This is a genomic window from Citrobacter sp. R4, from assembly GCF_026719175.1.
Taxonomy (GTDB): Bacteria; Pseudomonadota; Gammaproteobacteria; order Enterobacterales; family Enterobacteriaceae; genus Citrobacter_A; species Citrobacter_A sedlakii.
In genome coordinates, this window is the sequence record NZ_JAPPSU010000001.1 from 214,202 (window position 1) to 231,484 (window position 17,283).

Annotated in this window: 13 protein-coding genes; 2 read left to right on the plus strand and 11 right to left on the minus strand. The window is 56.2% G+C overall.

Features of this window, described 5'->3' with window-relative positions; genetic code table 11:
• Positions 1 to 54: 54 nt before the first annotated feature.
• The 11 genes from cobO to OOJ60_RS01065 form a co-directional block, all read right to left on the minus strand.
• Positions 55 to 657 (minus strand): cob(I)yrinic acid a,c-diamide adenosyltransferase, encoded by a 603-nt coding sequence (gene cobO, locus OOJ60_RS01015; protein WP_042285298.1) that lies wholly within the window; start codon positions 655 to 657, stop codon positions 55 to 57.
• A gap of 9 nt (positions 658 to 666) precedes the next feature.
• A complete protein-coding gene (locus OOJ60_RS01020) occupies positions 667 to 2,319 on the minus strand; it encodes a class I fumarate hydratase (RefSeq protein ID WP_060568872.1) in 1,653 nt (550 codons plus the stop codon).
• Between the two features lie 103 nt (positions 2,320 to 2,422).
• Positions 2,423 to 3,424, minus strand: a complete 1,002-nt coding sequence (glsA, locus tag OOJ60_RS01025; RefSeq protein ID WP_205611776.1) for a glutaminase A — start codon at positions 3,422 to 3,424, stop codon at positions 2,423 to 2,425.
• A 117-nt stretch (positions 3,425 to 3,541) separates the two neighbouring features.
• Positions 3,542 to 4,855 (minus strand): dicarboxylate/amino acid:cation symporter, encoded by a 1,314-nt coding sequence (locus OOJ60_RS01030; protein WP_042285290.1) that lies wholly within the window; start codon positions 4,853 to 4,855, stop codon positions 3,542 to 3,544.
• 163 nt (positions 4,856 to 5,018) lie between these two features.
• Complete coding sequence (locus tag OOJ60_RS01035; RefSeq protein ID WP_060568870.1) at positions 5,019 to 5,339, minus strand: DUF4387 domain-containing protein; 321 nt, start codon at positions 5,337 to 5,339, stop codon at positions 5,019 to 5,021.
• Positions 5,336 to 6,706, minus strand: a complete 1,371-nt coding sequence (locus OOJ60_RS01040) for an acyclic terpene utilization AtuA family protein (RefSeq protein WP_060568869.1) — start codon at positions 6,704 to 6,706, stop codon at positions 5,336 to 5,338. The genes OOJ60_RS01035 and OOJ60_RS01040 overlap by 4 nt, the downstream gene beginning before the upstream one ends.
• Positions 6,707 to 6,709: 3 nt before the next feature.
• Entirely contained in the window at positions 6,710 to 7,951 is a 1,242-nt protein-coding gene (locus OOJ60_RS01045) for a methylaspartate ammonia-lyase (RefSeq protein ID WP_199956427.1), read from the minus strand.
• Positions 7,951 to 9,396: a methylaspartate mutase subunit E gene (locus OOJ60_RS01050; RefSeq protein ID WP_200033750.1), complete on the minus strand. Its 1,446-nt coding sequence runs from the start codon at positions 9,394 to 9,396 to the stop codon at positions 7,951 to 7,953. Before OOJ60_RS01050 ends, OOJ60_RS01045 begins: the two co-directional genes overlap by 1 nt.
• 18 nt (positions 9,397 to 9,414) lie before the next feature.
• Positions 9,415 to 10,803, minus strand: a complete 1,389-nt coding sequence (gene glmL, locus OOJ60_RS01055; protein ID WP_060568868.1) for a methylaspartate mutase accessory protein GlmL — start codon at positions 10,801 to 10,803, stop codon at positions 9,415 to 9,417.
• Positions 10,803 to 11,252: a methylaspartate mutase subunit S gene (gene glmS, locus OOJ60_RS01060; RefSeq protein WP_205611777.1), complete on the minus strand. Its 450-nt coding sequence runs from the start codon at positions 11,250 to 11,252 to the stop codon at positions 10,803 to 10,805. The genes glmL and glmS overlap by 1 nt, the downstream gene beginning before the upstream one ends.
• A 485-nt stretch (positions 11,253 to 11,737) precedes the next feature.
• Positions 11,738 to 12,457, minus strand: a complete 720-nt coding sequence (locus OOJ60_RS01065; RefSeq protein WP_060568867.1) for a GntR family transcriptional regulator — start codon at positions 12,455 to 12,457, stop codon at positions 11,738 to 11,740.
• Positions 12,458 to 12,629: 172 nt separating this feature from the next.
• Here OOJ60_RS01065 and mngA point away from each other — a divergent pair, with 172 nt between their 5' ends.
• Positions 12,630 to 14,552: a PTS 2-O-a-mannosyl-D-glycerate transporter subunit IIABC gene (gene mngA / locus OOJ60_RS01070; protein WP_042286195.1), complete on the plus strand. Its 1,923-nt coding sequence runs from the start codon at positions 12,630 to 12,632 to the stop codon at positions 14,550 to 14,552.
• Positions 14,553 to 14,564: 12 nt separating this feature from the next.
• On the plus strand, positions 14,565 to 17,198 hold the full coding sequence (mngB, locus tag OOJ60_RS01075; RefSeq protein WP_205611778.1) for a mannosylglycerate hydrolase: 2,634 nt from the start codon (positions 14,565 to 14,567) through the stop codon (positions 17,196 to 17,198).
• The last annotated feature ends 85 nt before the right edge of the window (positions 17,199 to 17,283 follow it).

Genomic DNA, 17,283 nt, shown 5'->3' on the forward strand with positions numbered 1-17,283 from the left:
TGACGGGCAAACGGGAAGCCGGATAAGCGCATGCGCCATCCGGCAACGATGTGACTACCAGTCAATGCCCACCTGCGCCTGAATACCGCTGTCAAAAGCATGCTTCACCGGGCGCATTTCACTGACCGTATCCGCAAGATCCAGCAGCCTCGCGTGGCAGCCGCGACCGGTGACGATCACGCTCTGCTGCGCCGGACGCGCCGTTATGGCGGCGATCACCGCGTCGGTATCAAGGTAGTGATACGCCAGCATATAAGTGAGTTCATCCAGCACCACCAGATCGTACTGCGGGTCGGCCAGCATCCGCTGCGCTTCTGTCCAGACGACAAGCGCCGCCGCGATATCCGCCTCGCGGTTTTGCGTTTCCCAGGTAAACCCGGTACCCATAATGTGGAATTCGACGCCCAGCGGATGCAGGGTGTTGTATTCGCCATTGTCCCACTGGCCTTTGATAAACTGCGCGACGCCAACGGTTTTACCGTGGCCGACAGCGCGCGTGACGGTTCCGAACGCGGCGGTGGATTTCCCTTTACCGTTGCCGGTAAAAACAATCAGGATCCCTTTTTTCCCGGTGGCCGCGGCGACCCGGGCCTCGACCTGTTCTTTCAGCTTTTGCTGGCGCTGGCGATGCCGCGCATCGTTGGCTCGCGTTTCCATAGACGCTCCTTAGTGCCCCGCCGGGCAGGTTGCGCACCGGTGCTGCTGCTCAAACTGACTGAAGAAGTTATTTCCTTTGTCGTCAACCAGCACGAAAGCGGGCAGGTTTTCAACCTCCATCATCCAGACCGCTTCCATTCCCAGTTCCGGATACTCAAGGCAGCGCAGGCTTTTCACATACTGCTGCGCCAGCAGAGCTGCGGCACCGCCGATGCTGCCGAGATTAAAGCCGCCGTGTTTGTGGCAGGCGTCAGTAACCTGCTGGCTGCGGTTGCCTTTGGACAGCATGATCAGGCTACCGCCCGCCGCCTGGAAAGCGTCGACATAGCCGTCCATGCGCCCGCCGGTGGTTGGCCCGAGCGAGCCACAGGCCATATTGTCCGGCGTTCTGGCCGGACCGGCGTAATAGACAATGTGGTTACACAGGTACGCTGGCAACGGTTCGCCGCTGTCGAGTCGTGCTTTGATTCTGGCGTGCGCAATATCGCGGGCAACCACGATCGGACCGCTTAAGGAGAGGCGGGTACCGACGGGCAGTCGGGACAGATCGTGCAGAATTTCTCGCAGGGGACGGTTCAGCTCCAGCTTCACGGTCTGTGCGCTGTTCTCCACGCGACAGGACTCAGGAATAAACTTGCCCGGATGATGTTCCAGTTTTTCCAGCCAGATACCGTGTTTGTTTATTTTTGCTTTGATATTACGGTCCGCCGAGCAGGAAAGGGCCATGGCGATCGGACAGGAGCCGCCATGGCGCGGCAGACGGATAACGCGAATATCATGAGCGAAATATTTACCGCCGAACTGCGCGCCAATACCAAATTCACGGCTGGCGTTGAGCAGGGTCGTTTCCAGCGCCGTATCGCGGAACGCCTGCCCCAGTTCGTTACCGTGAGTGGGCAGATTGTCGTAATACTTCGTCGAGGCCAGCTTCGCGACCTTCAGCGCCTGATCCGCTGACAGACCGCCGACCACAAAAGCGATGTGGTACGGCGGACAGGCGGCGGTACCGAGTGATTTCATTTTTTCTATCAGGAAGGCGGTCAGTTTTTCCGGTTGCAGAAGCGATTTGGTCTCCTGGAACAGTGCGGCTTTGTTGGCCGAACCGCCGCCTTTATTGACGAAAAGGAAATGGTATTCGCTGCCCGGCGTGGCGCTGATATCGATCTGTGCGGGCAGGTTGGTCTCGGTATTCACTTCGCGATACATATCCAGCGGCGCGTTTTGGGAATAGCGCAGGTTATGCTCCTGAAAGGTGGTGTAAATGCCTTTGCTTAGCGCTTCGGCGTCATCGCCGCCGGTCCAGATCCGTTGCCCTTTGCTGGCGACTACCGTCGCGGTACCGGTGTCCTGACAGTTTGGCAGTACGCCTTTCGCCGAGACCTCGGCATTACGTAGCAGTTGTAGCGCGACGTATTTATCGTTACTGCTGGCCTGCGGGTCGTGCAGAATGCTGGCAATCTGTTTCAGATGGCTGGCGCGCAGGAAGAATGACGCTTCATAAAATGCCTGCTGCGCCAGCAGCGTTAACGCCTCCGGCGCCACTTTGATCACTTCCTCACCGTCAAGCTCGCTTACCGTAATATGCTGATTACTGAGTAGTTCATATTCTGTGCTTTCTTTGCTTTGTACAAAGAGTTCCTGCCAGACAAAGGGTTTAGACATAGGACTTCTCACCTTTCTGTTTTTTTGCCGGATGGCGGCGTTTGAACTGTAAAAAATGAACGAGTCGTAGGCGGATAAGCGCAAGCGCCATCCGCTACGGGGTTTAACGTGTCATAAAAAGATTGGCCTGCGTGGCGTCAGCAACATAGTGGATGGTTTGCTGTGCGCGAACGCTGTTACCCGCTTCATCCAGCGGCGGCGAATAGACGGCAATGGCGTATTGTCCCGGTACGACCGCAACCATGCCGCCGCCCACCCCGGATTTCGCCGGGATACCGATGGTATAAAGCCATTTGCCGCTGCCGTCATACAGTCCGGCAATCGCCATTTCCGCCAGCACCTGCGGTACATAGCGTGCATTCAGAAGCTGCTTGCCGTTGAAGGGGGATTTACCGTTATTGGCAAGTACCGCGCCCATTTTGGCGAGCTGTTCAACGGTGACATCCACCGAACACTGGCGGGTATAAATCTCAACGGCCTCGTCGGTATCGCCGTAGAGGCTGCCGTATGACGCCATCAACGCTGCCAGTGCCTGATTGTGCTGGTTGGTTTCCATTTCCGAGGTGAATACCGGTTCATTGACGGTGAGGGTTGCATCGGCCCAGGCATTGAGGTTGTTGAGAATTTTGTTCCAGCGGTCCGTTTTGTCTTTCGCGTCAATCAGGCTCACGGTGCTGATAGCGCCCGCGTTGACCAATGGATTCTCCGGCGCGCCTTTGGTCAGCTCGACAGCAAGGCCGGAGTTGAAGGGCAGGCCAGTCGCGTTGGCGCCGAGTTTCTCCAGCACCACGTGCGGGCCATGCTGTTCCATGGCCAGTGCCAGCGTGAACACTTTGCTGAGCGATTCCATCGGAAACGCTTTTTTCACATCGCCCGTCTGGTAAATTTTACCGTCCACCGTGGCGAGGGTAATGGCGAAATTAGCGGGGCTGTAGGTTGCCAGCGCAGGAATGTAGTCGGCGACTTTTCCGTCTGCGTTACTTTTGAATTTCTGGTGCGCCTGTTCAATCAGCGCGGCATAGTCCGGTGCAGGCTGTGCCAGCACAGGGGTGTTGAAATACAGGCTGGCGATAATGATAGCTGAGCCAAAAAGTTTCACGTTCATGGTGCAATCTCGCTCGACAAATTACGCCGGAAGACGGCGTTGCGCCTTATCCGGCCTGGAAAAATGTGCGATTCGCAGGCCGGATAAGCAGTGGCGTCATCCGGCATTGTTGCGCGCTCAGGACATGGCCACTTCTGACGGCTCAGTCGCTGGACGTTCCTGCTCGGGGGCCTTAACCGGCGCGGGCGCGGTGCCGCGACAGCCTTCACCGAAGTGCTCGCCTTCCCAGCGGCCAACGATCGCCGCGCCCATTGCGTTACTCATCACGTTGGTGGCGGAGCGGCCCATATCGAGGAACGGATCGACGCCCATCAGCAGGATCAGCCCCGCTTCAGGGATGTGGAACTGGTTGAGGGTGGCGGCAATCACCACCATCGAGGCGCGTGGAACGCCCGCCATGCCTTTAGACGTGAGCATCAGGATCAATAGCATGGTGATTTGTTCGCCCATGCTCAGCTCAATGTTGCACGCCTGGGCGATAAACACAGTGGCAAACGAGCAGTAGGCCATGGAACCGACAAGGTTAAAGGAGTAACCAATCGGCAGGACGAAGCTGGCAATTTTGGACGAGACGCCGAATTTTTCCAGTTTGTTCAGCGTGCCGGGGAAGGCGGCCTCTGAGCTGGAGGTGGTAAAGGCCAGCAGCGCCGGTTCGAGGATGGATTTGGTCAGGCGGCCAATGCACGGACCGACAAGCATTGCCGACAAGCCAATCAGGATTGCCCACAGCATCCCCAGCGTCAGGTAGAACTCGCCCATAAAGATCCCGGCGCTCACCATGACGCCCAGCCCGCGTTCGGCAATCAGGCCGGAGATCGCGGCGAAAACCGTCAACGGAGCGAACAGCATGACATAGCCGGTCAGTTTCAGCATCACGTGAACCAGCGAGTCGAGCACTTTGACGATCGGTTCCGCTTTTTCGCCTATCGCCGCGAGGCTACAGCCGAGGAAAATGGAGAACACCACGATTTGCAGGATCTCGTTACGCGCCATTGCATCCACGATACTGGTGGGCACTGCATGGGAAATAAACACCTTCAGGGTAAACGGTTCTGACTGGACGGCGGCTACGGCGCCCGCGTCGTGGGCGACAAAGTTAATCCCTGCCCCCGGCTGGAACAGGTTGACGATCACCAGACCCAGCGCAATTGACAGCAGAGACGCGCAAATAAACAGAAAAAAGGTTTTTGAAAAGATACGTCCGAGCGTCTTTGCGTCGCCCATTTTGGCGATACCCACCACCAGCGTTGAAATAACCAGTGGCGCGATAATCATTTTAACCATGCGCAGAAATATGGTGGTAAAAATAGAAATTTCCTGCGCATAGGTTTTTGCAGTATCGGCTGATGCCATATTATTAATAGCCACCCCGGCAATCATGCCGAGAATCAGGCCTAATATGATCATTTTGGTCAGACTTATTTTTTTCATTTTCACTCCATCGGATACGGATAAGGGTTGGCGGCAGCAGGAGAAGGGGCGTCCGCACCGCAGAAGCAGCCGGACGCCAGCCTGTTGTGACCAACCATTTAAATAAACTGGAATACAGTGATACAGCGAAACCCTGTACGCCGGTGGATGTTATTGTTATTAATCACTCAAGGTCGAATGTAATATTTAACAGCGGGGCATGTTGCTGTGCGCCATAAACATCATTGTCGCCAACATTGCCGGAAATAATATCGCGAGGCATGACGATTTTTACCGCATTCGCCGGATCAAACCAGACAATGCGATGAATAAAGTCAGGCGCCACGTTATACAGGCCGGCAATTAACTGCGGCGTTAATTGCTCTGAACGTTTAACCCGCTGATAGTCTTCACGTGTTTTAAATAAAATATCTAACACCAGTTCGTACGGCCCGGCATTTTTAGAGCGAATCACCTGAGCCAGGGTGCAAATAGGGTATTTCATGCCGTTACTCCTTCTGGCGTCACCTGCTCGAGGCGGAAGTCAAAACGCAGATCGTCGCTCGCTTCAATCAGATGATAGACCGAGAACTCATACACCGGCCCGCTCTGGATATCGGAAGGCGAGAACGGGAAGGCGAGGTTGCCCGCGGTGGCGATCCGGTTTTCATAGCCGTAGTGGAGCAGGGTAGAGCGCACCAGCGAACAGACGCTGTTGGCGATATCCTGGGTCGGCGCCACCACATCCAGCAGAATGCCCAGCTCATGCCCGGCGGTGTTGACCGGCTCATGGTTGCCCATCACGCCGTTTTTGCCGTACAGGTGAAACGTCATGCGAATGCTGTCGTCATTCAGCGAGAGGTTTTGCGCCACGCTGGCTTTCACGTCTTCCAGAATGGTATCAATTCCGGCAATCATGATCGGATCGCGCGTGCCGGCGATGGTCAGGCAGCGGAATCCTACCTGGCGCGCCCCTTCCAGCTTCAGCGCATACGGCGTGGTTTCGTGGCGTGAACCGCTAACGTACACCTCGCCATCGTTGACCGCTTTAAAATGACAGCCTTTCAGATTCAGCACCCCGCCAGGCCCCGGCAGGCTGTAAGGATCGGATTTCTCATACAGGGTGTGCGCCGCGGCTGAGGTTTCGGTGAACTTCCGCTTCGGGTTGAACGTTTTCAGGGTGAAGCCGTTGTCGTCAATGATCCCCATCGCACAGTCGGAACCGGACCCCGGCGTGGCGGCAATCGCCGCGCATTCAAGGATTTTCCCGCAATGCAGCGCCAGGCCTTCATCGAATCCCTGCATAATGGGCAGGGCTGCGAAGCACGCCGGATCGTAAGCACGTCCCCCCAGCACGACCTGCGCACCGGCGGCGAGCGCACGCTGGAAGGGCTCTACGCCCATTTGCGCCACGATGTAGGTGCTCTCTTCAATCGCCTCATGGGTGAGTTCGGGAACGAAATCCAGCGCGGTGATCTTGCCGTTGTCCAGCGCCGCATGCACGATCGCTTTATCGACATCCGCAGGGATCAGCGCCAGCGAGAATGACAGGTTTTCTTCCTGCGCGATCTCGAGGATTATCTGGCGGCACCATTCCAGATGCGGCGCCGCGCCGGACCCCCCGGCGGTGCCAATCACCACCGGGATGTTGTTTTTCACGCCAGCGACGATCATATAGCGCAGATCGCGCTTCACGCCGGCCCTGTCGGTAAACGGTTTACCCGCCCCCAGGTAGTGGGGGCCAGGATCGGAAGAACCCGCGTCAACGGCGATCAGATCCGGTGACGCTTCCATGGCTTTGCGAAAACTGTCTTCCGGGAAGCCATAACCGAGAATGGCCGTCGGTGATAAGATCTTAAAAGTACGGGCCATCAGTTAATCCTTAGTCTGTAACAGCGCGATGGTGCGGTTCATTTCGTTAAACACAATGTTAAGACCTTCATCGAAGCCCATGCCCGGCTTGATCAGCATGCGCATTGGCCGCGCGGCGAGCGCCACGTGAACGCAGGTACGGGCGCTGATTTCGGTTTCGTTACAGGTGCCGCCCTGGTAGGCTTCCATGCCGTGTTTGTTGCAGTACAGCACCGCGTCAACGATGTTGTGAATGCCGCCGAGATCCGGGGTTTTGATCTGTACCATGTGGCAACTGCCGGCATCGGTGAAGTCCACAATGTCCTGGTAGGTGTTACACCATTCGTCCGCGACAATTTTTACCCCGGAGCCCAGACGGGTCAGCTCTTTGGTGATGGCGGTCAGCATGCGGATCTGATCCGGCTTGTTACCTGCATCCACCGGGCCTTCAATGTACAGCGGCAGCCCCTGCGCCTCTTTTTCAAGGCTGGCGATGTACGCAGCGCAGCGTACAGGATCCATATCGAAAATCAGGCCGATAGTGCCGTAAACGTCAATGTGCAGCGTCGGGTGATAGCGCGGGCTGGTGCGCAGGGTCAGGATGCGATCCGACAGCCAGCGCACGTACTCACGCAGTTTTTCACCTTGGAAGCCAAGTTTTTCTTCGACGTTGTTGATCAACGCGTGAGGCAGGACGTCAACGCCTTTCAGGATCATCTTGTCGACGGCGATATAGCGGTCATCGCCGCTTTGTCCGAATAAGGGAATGGCTTCCGGGACGCACGGCAGTTGCCATTCGTCACAAACCACTTCCGTTTTCAGGCGACCGGAGGCCAGCGCCGTGGCGTCAAGCAGCGCCTGGGACAGGCCGTAACGTACGGCAGTATGCAGCAGCTTACCGTCGATACGCAGCTTGTCGAAGAAGCGGGCGTTGGGCAGAAACGCGTCCACATCACGGCCTTCCAGCAGCGGTTTAATATGATCGTTAAGGAACGGAATAAAATGCTCTGCGAGGAACAGCGGGTCACGGCCACCCGCGCCGGAATACTGCACGGCGGCGCAGTCGCCAACCGCCACCGCGCCATTTTCCAGAATCAACTGGACCGATACGCATTCGCCCGCCTGACGCACGGCGCTAAAGCCTGGCGTAACCGGCGCGCCGGTGTAAATAAACCCGTCATGACCCGCGCCGTTTTTGATCGCCTGCTGATCGTCGAAATAAAAAGAGGAGTAGCCAGCGGTGAAAAGGGCCTTTTTGATTTTCATTATGGTCTTCCTATTAATTGACTGTGGGATACCGCGTTGATGTCATCAACAACCATCTGGAATGAGGGTTTACGTCCTTCAAAGCGCGCGCGCTCGGCAACATAGTCATGGTGCAGCGCGAGAATGTCTTTCGGTAGCGGCACCGCGCCGGCTTCGAGTACACGGATCGCGCCGCTGTTATCGCGCACCGGCAGGATTTTGCCCGCGTTACAGGCGGCAGGCGCGAACGGCACATCCAGCACCCCGGCTTCGAAGGCCAGCACCGTTCCGCGCGCCACGTCGCCGTTGCCCAGTTCAAAGACTTTCTTCAACACCGCGCGCACTTCGCTCTTAATCAGCTCGACTTCCTGCTCGACCGCTTTACACGGCGGGAATTTCTGGTCGCTGACCATGTTGAGCATCTGTCGGGACGCCTTCAGCCCCTGCACGTTCGCCGCTGCGGTAGGAATACCAAAGGCTTCGTGCGGGCTTTTGGTGATGACTTTGGTGGCGCCAGCCATCCCCGCCACCGCCGCTCCCCAGGAGATAATGGCGAACGCTTTCGATTCATCTTCCGGGAAGCCGCCCATCCACTGATGGAACACGGTGCTCAACTCATAGTCATCGAAACCGTAGTTCTGGAAGTATTCGTGGGATAGCTCGCGCAACGACTGGATCGCCGCAACATCCTGGGTCAGACTGCCGACCTGTCCGTAACCCACGGTAATGGATTTCACTCCCTGTTCCAGCGCCAGTAAGCCTTCGATAATCGCTACGGCGTGGGACATAAACGGAGGGATCAATGTGCCGGTCAATGGGCCGAACGGCTCGCGGTTAATGCGTATGCCGTGTTCCTCGTACAGCCCCATCAGGCGGTCGCAGTACTGCCAGTCGCGGATCGATTTTTCCAGCGTGACGCGCTTGGCGTAAGGAATGTTGTAAGAGATGCCGCCACCTTCGTAGCTGGTGAAGCCGCTGGCCATTGCGATTTCCGCCAGCAGGCGGGCATCCGGCGTACCGTGGCGTACCTGAATCGGCTTTTCCAGCGCTTCGGTCATCCGGCGGCAGGCCGCTACGCCGTGGTTTACCACCGGTAAGCCGTTAAGTTTTGAGGTGCCGGCTTCGATCGATTTTTGAATGCCGATCGCCGCTTCTTCATAGCGGTTCAGACGGGTGTAGGCATCAATGGTGCTGGGCAGAAGATCGCACTCCGTTTGCAACGTTTTCAGCAGCGCAATGTGTTCGTCCATTAACGCCACGCCGGCGCGCGGCTGGCTCAGGGTTTTTCCCTGCTGATCGGCTTTTAGCAGGGCATGAGAGAAGCGTTTATTCTCCGGGATGGTCTGCTGGTACTTCACGCCATCTTCAAATTGTTCGACATCTTTGCCGGTTGACCACGTCTGCAACACCTGGTGCCGTTCGGTCATAAACTCGTCATGGGTCAGTTTTTTATTTCGAAGTTCCATTCGTCGCTGCCTTTGGGATTAGAGGGTTAAACAGTGAATGCTGGTGCGTGCCGCGGCCTGGGGATCGATCCTGGCGACGTTCGCCAGCAGCGGGAGCAGACCTTTTGCATCGCGGTAATAGTCAAACTGGGTGGGAAGAAGAATGCGCCTGCCGTCGTCGTCCAGTTCGCGGTACTTAAGCCAGTGATGAATGTCGAACTGACTGGCGCGCGACAGCCAGCCGCCGGATCCCACCACTTTACGCACCGTGGTCAGATCGCGTCCCATCTGGAGATCGACGTTGCCCACGCAGGTGCAGACCTGTTTTTTCGTGCCGGCATGCCGTTCTGCGGCATAGCCGACGCACAGTCCGGCTAACAGGCTGTCGAAATAACGCTCCTCCTCCCCCTGCGGCAGGTAGTCCGGATGGGCCACCAGATGACGCAGATAGCCAAAGAAGGCCTCCTGGCGCTGCGGCTGCCGGGCAAAAACGACGTTGACCAGATCCCGGGTGCTCTCACCCACCACCACCGCGGAGACGCGCATGCCCAGATCGCCTTCCACCGTGCGTTTAACAAATGGCTCCGGGACGCCATGCAGGACGGTGTCAGGGGAGAGCGTGTTGGCGCTGGCGGAGTAGACGTCGGTGGTGGCGCCGCCCATGTCGATCAGCATGAACTCCTTCCACGCGCTGTCGACATCGCTGATCGCTTTCACCAGTTCATACACGGTCCACGGCGTCGGCATTGGTTCTTCACCTGTTTCGCCGACAATCACATCCAGCCCTTTTCCTTTGACGATGCGTGACAGGAACACGTCGCAAATCGCTTTGCGCGCGGCATACGGGTTTGGGTGATCGAGATCCGGCAGAATATTGTCCACCGTGATGAGATCTTTATGGCCCAGAATCGCCTGGATCTCGTCCTGAATGTCGCGGTTACCCGCGTAGATGATGGCGCAGTCCAGACGCGAGTTCGCCAGCGCGTGGGCATTAGCCAGACCGTAGCTCTCTTCACCGCCGTCAGTTCCACCGGTAAACAGCAGGATGTCAGGCGGCGAGGCTTCCAGCGCCTGAATGTCGTGGCGGTTGAGCTTGTAGGCGTAGTACTGCGCGATTTTCGCCCCCGCAGAGTGGGCGGTGACTTTCGCGGATTCCAGGGTGATTGAAGGCACCAGCCCCATCGCCGCGACGGCCAGCCCGCCTTTGGCGGAAGAGGAATATTTCAGCGTCACATCGCCGCTGTTGAGCAGCGGGCGCGCATCGTCCACGTTCAGAACCTGGTTAAGGCTGGCAAAGAAACCTTCTGCCAGATGGTGAGTCGTGGTCGGCGTCAGAACATGATTGACCAGTGTGAGTGCGTCGCCCTCCCTGGCAAAGAGAGCCGCTTTGGTCCACGTCGAGCCGATGTCGACAGAGACGATTTGCATCAGATGGCCTCTTCCAGACAGCGCTGCGCGACGCCGTGGCGCTGGTTGATATCGGCGGCCATTAACCGGCACACATCTTCCAGGTCATGGCTTGGCGCGAAGACACGGTTAAAGCCCATGTCTTTGAATTTCGCTTCCACATCGGCAAAGTCATGTTTACCGACAACCAGATTTCCGCCCACATAAAGCAGAATCTCGCCAACACCGCGTTCGATGCAGCGTTCGCGTAGCCCCAGACAGTCAATGTCACCGTGGCCATAAATAGAGGAAACGACAATGGCGTCGGCGCCGGTTTCGATGGCGGCGTCAATATATTCATCCTGGCTTACCATAACGCCCAGATTGATTACGCGAAAATCATGGGCAGTAAAAACACGGTCCAGAACTTTATTGCCTACTGCATGGCAGTCAGCACCAATGACGCCAATAACAAGTGTTGATTTCTTCATGGGTAATCCTCTCCAGGACTCAGGGTAAAAATAAAAATGATGATATATGGCGCCCTCTGGGGTGGCGGCCTTTAATAGTGAGGGAGTGTCCTGGGGCGGCGTTATCGATGCAATTGATCTATTTTCAAAAAAACATGCGTAAAACGGCGATACTGGATGCTGATAAAATTTAACCATAAATATCATGTGGTTAAATTCTATTTCCGAGTGGGAATATATTTATATAACCATAATGGTGAAAAACGAAATGTCACCTTTGTGATCTGAATCTTATTTATAATCAGCAACAAAAATATTCATGAAAAATAATGAAAGCGAGAGAATTGTGAGTAAGGTAACGGAATTTAAAAAGTGCTTGAGATACGGCATTTATTGGTTGTTAATAAAAATAAACAAATGCTAATGATTTGTTTTGTATCGCCGTATAACGTGTTTTTTCGCGCAGCGCATCACTTTTATTTATCGCCTGCGGCGCAAGGGAAATTTTAACGCTGTTTACGACGGGCGATCAGGGTAAATTTATAATCGTCGGTATTGAACGCATTTCGACTGTATTCAAATATCCGGCCATCTTTCAAATATCCGCGCGAGACTTTTTCCAGAATCGGCTTGCCGGGATCGATAGCCAACAGTCGGCTCATCTCCTCGGTGGGCATCACCGGGATCAGCTCCTGCTCGCTTCGGTCGATCACCATTTGCTTCACCTCTTCGATGAAATGGTACTTCGATTTTTCCATGACTTCCCAGGTCAGATCCGGGAACAGGGCCAGCGGCATCCAGGTTTCTTCCAGCGTTACCGGTTTTTGCTTGATAAAGCGCACCCGCTTGACGTGCCAGACGCGGCTGCCCTGGGCAAGCTGGAGCTGTTCCTGCAAAAAGTCATCTGCCGGGATCACTTCAAAGACCCGCACTTCACTGTGAGTGTCGACGTTACGGTCAGCGAGCTTCTCATAGAAGCTGGTTAACTGATAGATGTCGTAATTAACCCGCTCCGCTTTCACATAGGTGCCGCTACCCTGGATGCTTTCGACAATATGCTGTTCCGTAAGCTGCCTGAGCGCCTGGCGCACCGTGACGCGGCTGACGTTAAACGTTGCCTGCAGCGCGGATTCCGTCGGCAGGGCGTCGCCTGGCTTCAACTCACCTCGCTGAATTTGCTCAAGGATACGGTCTGCGATCTGGCGGTATAGCGGCTTTCGGCTCATGGTTTTCCGGGAAGGTTAATACGAATTCGCTCATTATGCCTGACATCCCGGCGCTGTAAATAATACAAATTTAATACAAATTATCGCGCAATAGTGAAAATGATCACATAAATGTATTATTTCGTCTGGCACAATTCTTCGCGCATAAAACCACCACAGGGTGAGGAACATGATGAACCTGACAACGTTAACCCACCGCGATGCGCTGTGCCTGAATGCCCGCTTCGCCAGTCGTGACGAGGCAATCACCGCATTAGCGCAACGGCTAACGGCGTTGGGTAAGATTGCCGATCCCCAGGCGTTTTTAACGGAGGTCTTTTCCCGCGAAAGTCTCGGTCCCACCGCGCTGGGCGAAGGGCTGGCAGTACCGCACGGTAAAACGTCCGCTGTGAAGGAGGCCGCGTTCGCGGTGGCGACCCTCAGCGAACCACTGGAGTGGGACGGTGTCGATGGACCCGAACCGGTGGAACTGATCTTTCTGCTCGCCATCCCGCAGAATGAAGCGGGCAGTACGCATATGCACTTGCTGACCGCGCTTACCACCCGTCTGGCGGACGACGAGACGCGGGCACGGGTGATGGCTGCCGAAAGCGCAGATGCGTTGCTGGCGGCGCTGGACGACGAGGTTCATGCTGCATTCACACCGCCGCTGGCGCAGGCGCCAACGCTGGTCTGCGTGACTGCCTGTCCGGCGGGGATTGCGCATACCTATATGGCCGCGGAGTATCTGGAAAAAGCGGGTCGTAAGTTGGGCGTGAATGTGTATGTCGAAAAGCAGGGCGCTAACGGCATTGAAGGCAGGCTGACGGCGGACCAACTGAATGCGGCGACGGCGTGTATTTTCGCCGCTGAGGTGGCCATAAAAGAGAGTGAACGCTTTGCCGGACTGCCGACGCTTACGGTACCGGTCGCGGAGCCGATTCGCCATGCGGAGCAACTGATCCAGCAGGCGCTGGCGCTGCCGCAGCGTGAAACGCGCGCGCTTCAGCAGGATGCGCCGCCTGCGAAGGGGCTAAAAACCGAACTCAAACAGGCGCTGCTGAGCGGCATCTCATTTGCCGTGCCGCTGATCGTCGCGGGCGGCACCGTCCTTGCCGTCGCGGTACTGCTGGCGCAGATGCTGGGGCTGCAACACCTTTTCGATCAGGAAAACTCCTGGCTGTGGATGTACCGCAAACTGGGCGGCGGAATGCTTGGCATTCTCATGGTGCCGGTACTGGCGGCCTATACCGCCTATTCGCTGGCGGATAAACCCGCGCTGGCGCCGGGCTTCGCCGCCGGACTGGCCGCTAATATGATCGGTTCCGGCTTTCTTGGCGCGGTAGCGGGCGGGCTTATCGCCGGATACCTGATGCGCTGGGTGAAAAATCATCTCCGGCTGAGCAGTAAGTTCAACGGGTTTTTAACCTTCTATTTGTACCCAGTCATCGGCACGCTCGGCGCGGGCAGCCTGATGCTGTTCGTGGTTGGCGAGCCGGTGGCGTGGATCAACAACGCGCTGACGGCCTGGCTGAATGGCTTAAGCGGCGCCAATGCGCTGTTGCTTGGCGCTATCCTCGGCTTTATGTGCTCCTTCGACCTGGGCGGGCCGGTGAATAAAGCTGCCTACGCCTTCTGCCTGGGCGCAATGGCCAACGGCGTTTACGGGCCTTACGCCATTTTTGCCTCCGTCAAAATGGTTTCAGCCTTTACGGTAACGGCCTCCACGCTACTCTCGCCACGTTTATTTAAAGAGTTTGAAATCGAAACCGGTAAATCTACCTGGCTACTGGGGCTGGCGGGGATCACCGAAGGGGCTATCCCGATGGCGATAGAAGATCCGCTGCGGGTCATTAGCGCTTTTGTCCTCGGGTCGATGGTCACCGGGGCGATCGTTGGCGCCATGAATATTGGGCTGTCGACGCCCGGCGCAGGGATTTTCTCCCTCTTTTTACTCCATGATGGCGGATTAGGCGGCGTCATGGCGGCGGCAGGCTGGTTTGGCGCGGCGCTGGCGGGAACGTTGATTTCCACGCTGATTCTGCTGCTCTGGCGTCGTCAGGCGGTGAAGCAGGGCAAATACGTCACCGACCGCGTGCCGGTAAACACTCACTAACAGGAAACGACGATGAAAGCAGTCTCTCGTGTTCACATCACCCCGCATATGCACTGGGATCGTGAGTGGTATTTCACCACCGAAGAATCACGCATTTTGCTGGTCAATAATATGGAGGAGATCCTTACCCGTCTGGAGCAGGATGCCGAATACAAATATTACGTGCTGGACGGGCAGACGGCGATACTGGAGGACTACTTCGCGGTGGTGCCGGAAAATAAAGATCGGGTCAGACGACTGGTTCAGGCCGGGAAGCTGATTATCGGCCCGTGGTATACCCAGACGGATACCACTCTTGTTTCCGGTGAATCGATTGTGCGCAACCTGATGTATGGGATGCGTGACTGTCTGGCCTTTGGCGAGCCGATGAAAATTGGCTATCTACCGGACTCGTTTGGCATGTCCGGCCAGCTTCCGCATATTTACAACGGCTTTGGCATCACCCGCACCCTGTTCTGGCGCGGTTGTTCAGAACGCCACGGCACCGATAAAACCGAGTTTCTGTGGCAGAGTCGCGATGGCAGCGAAGTGGTGGCGCAGGTGCTGCCGCTGGGCTACGCGATTGGTAAGTACTTACCGGAGGACGAAGCCGGATTACGTAAACGACTCGACGGTTATTTCGAGGTGCTGGAAAAGGCATCGGTAACAAAAGAGATCCTGCTGCCTAACGGTCACGACCAGATGCCGCTTCAGCAAAATATCTTTGCGGTGATGGATAAGTTGCGGGAAATTTATCCCCAACGGACTTTTGTCATGAGTCGTTTCGAGGAGATCTTTGAACGCACAGAGGCCCATCGCGAGCAATTAGCCACCCTGAAGGGCGAATTTATCGACGGCAAATACATGCGCGTACACCGCACCATAGGCTCGACGCGGATGGACATCAAAATCGCTCACGCGCGGATCGAAAATAAAATCGTCAATCTTCTCGAACCGCTGGCGACGCTGGCATGGACGCTGGGTTTTGATTACCACCACGGTCTGCTGGAAAAAATGTGGAAGGAGATATTAAAGAATCACGCCCACGACAGCATCGGCTGTTGCTGTAGTGACCCGGTGCACCGCGAAATTGCGGCGCGATTTATGCTGGCGGAAGACATGGCCGACAACCTGATCCGTTTTTATCTGCGTAAAGTGGTGGACAACATGCCCCAAAGCGACGCCGACAAACTGGTGCTGTTTAACCTGATGCCGTGGCCGCGCGAAGAGGTCATTAATACCACCCTTCGCCTGCGCGCCAGCCAGTTCAGCCTGCGTGATGACAGAGGGAACGCTGTGCCTTATTTCATTCGTGAGGCGCGAGAGCTGGACCCGGGACTGATCGACCGGCAAATCGTTCACTACGGCAACTACGACCCGTTTATGGAGTACGACATCCAGATTCATCAGATCGTCCCGTCGATGGGGTACCGCACCCTGTACATTGATGCCAATGCCCCTGGACTTCAGCTTGCCGCGAAAACGATCCCGGAAACGTTGCTGGAGAACGCTTTCTGGCAAATTTCGCTCAATGAAGACGGCACGCTGCGCCTGTATGATAAAGACAGCGGCGTCTGTTATGACCGGGTGCTGGAGCTGGAAGAAGGTTCTGACGATGGCGATGAATATGATTATTCGCCAGCAAGAGAAGAGTGGCGGCTGACGTCGGCCGGTGTGCAACCCCACTGCGAGATCCGCCATGAGGCGTGGCAGAGCCAGGCGCTGATCCGTTATGACCTGGCGGTTCCGCGTGATCTCGCTGAACGCGCCCTGCGCCAGCGCAGCGGCAGGGTAGGGGTGGAGATTGCGGTGACGCTTTCCCATAACAGCAGACGAATTGATGTCGGAATAACGCTGGACAACCAGGCCGACGATCATCGGGTGCGGGTATTAATTCCGACGCCTTTTACTACCGATCAGGTGTTGGCGGATACCCAGTTTGGCTCTGTGACGCGTCCGGTAGAGGACGACGCGATGACCAACTGGCGGGAAGAAGGGTGGAAAGAGGCGCCTGTGCCGGTATGGAATCTGCTCAATTATGCTGCGTTACAGGAAGGGCGTAACGGGTTGGCGGTCTTTACGGAAGGTTTGCGCGAATTTGAGGTGACGGGCGAGGAGAAAAAAACCTTCGCCATTACGCTCTTGCGCGGCGTGGGGCTACTGGGTAAAGAGGATTTACTGCTGCGCCCAGGGCGTCCTTCCGGCATCAAAATGCCGGTACCGGATTCACAACTGCGGGGAACCCTGCATTGTCGGCTAAGTCTGTTTAGCTTTAGCGGTACGCCGTTCTCTGCGGGTGTGGCGCAACAGGCGCGGGCGTGGCTGACGCCGGTACAGTGTTACAATAAAATTCCGTGGGACGCGATGAAGCTCAACAAGGCCCGTTTTACGGTACCTGAGCGTTACAGTTTACTGACCATGCCGCCCGTCGGCTGCCAGATAAGCGCGCTAAAGAAAGCGGAAGACGGCGAAGCGCTGATTTTGCGCCTGTTTAATCCGTCGGACAGCACGTCGAGTGATACCACCGTCACCTTTACCCGGACGGTGGCAAACTGCGCGGAAGTGATGATGAGCGAGCAGGTCGTTTCGGCTCACGAGCGGGACGATATCCTTCCCGGGACGTTTTTACCCGGGCAATCGCGGACCTTCCGCTACCAGCTTGTCTGAAATGTCAGCAATCGGAACAACGCCACGCTTAGCGTGGCGTTGTTATTTTCACAATAATAACGTTGTGGTGTTAATTCAAATTAAC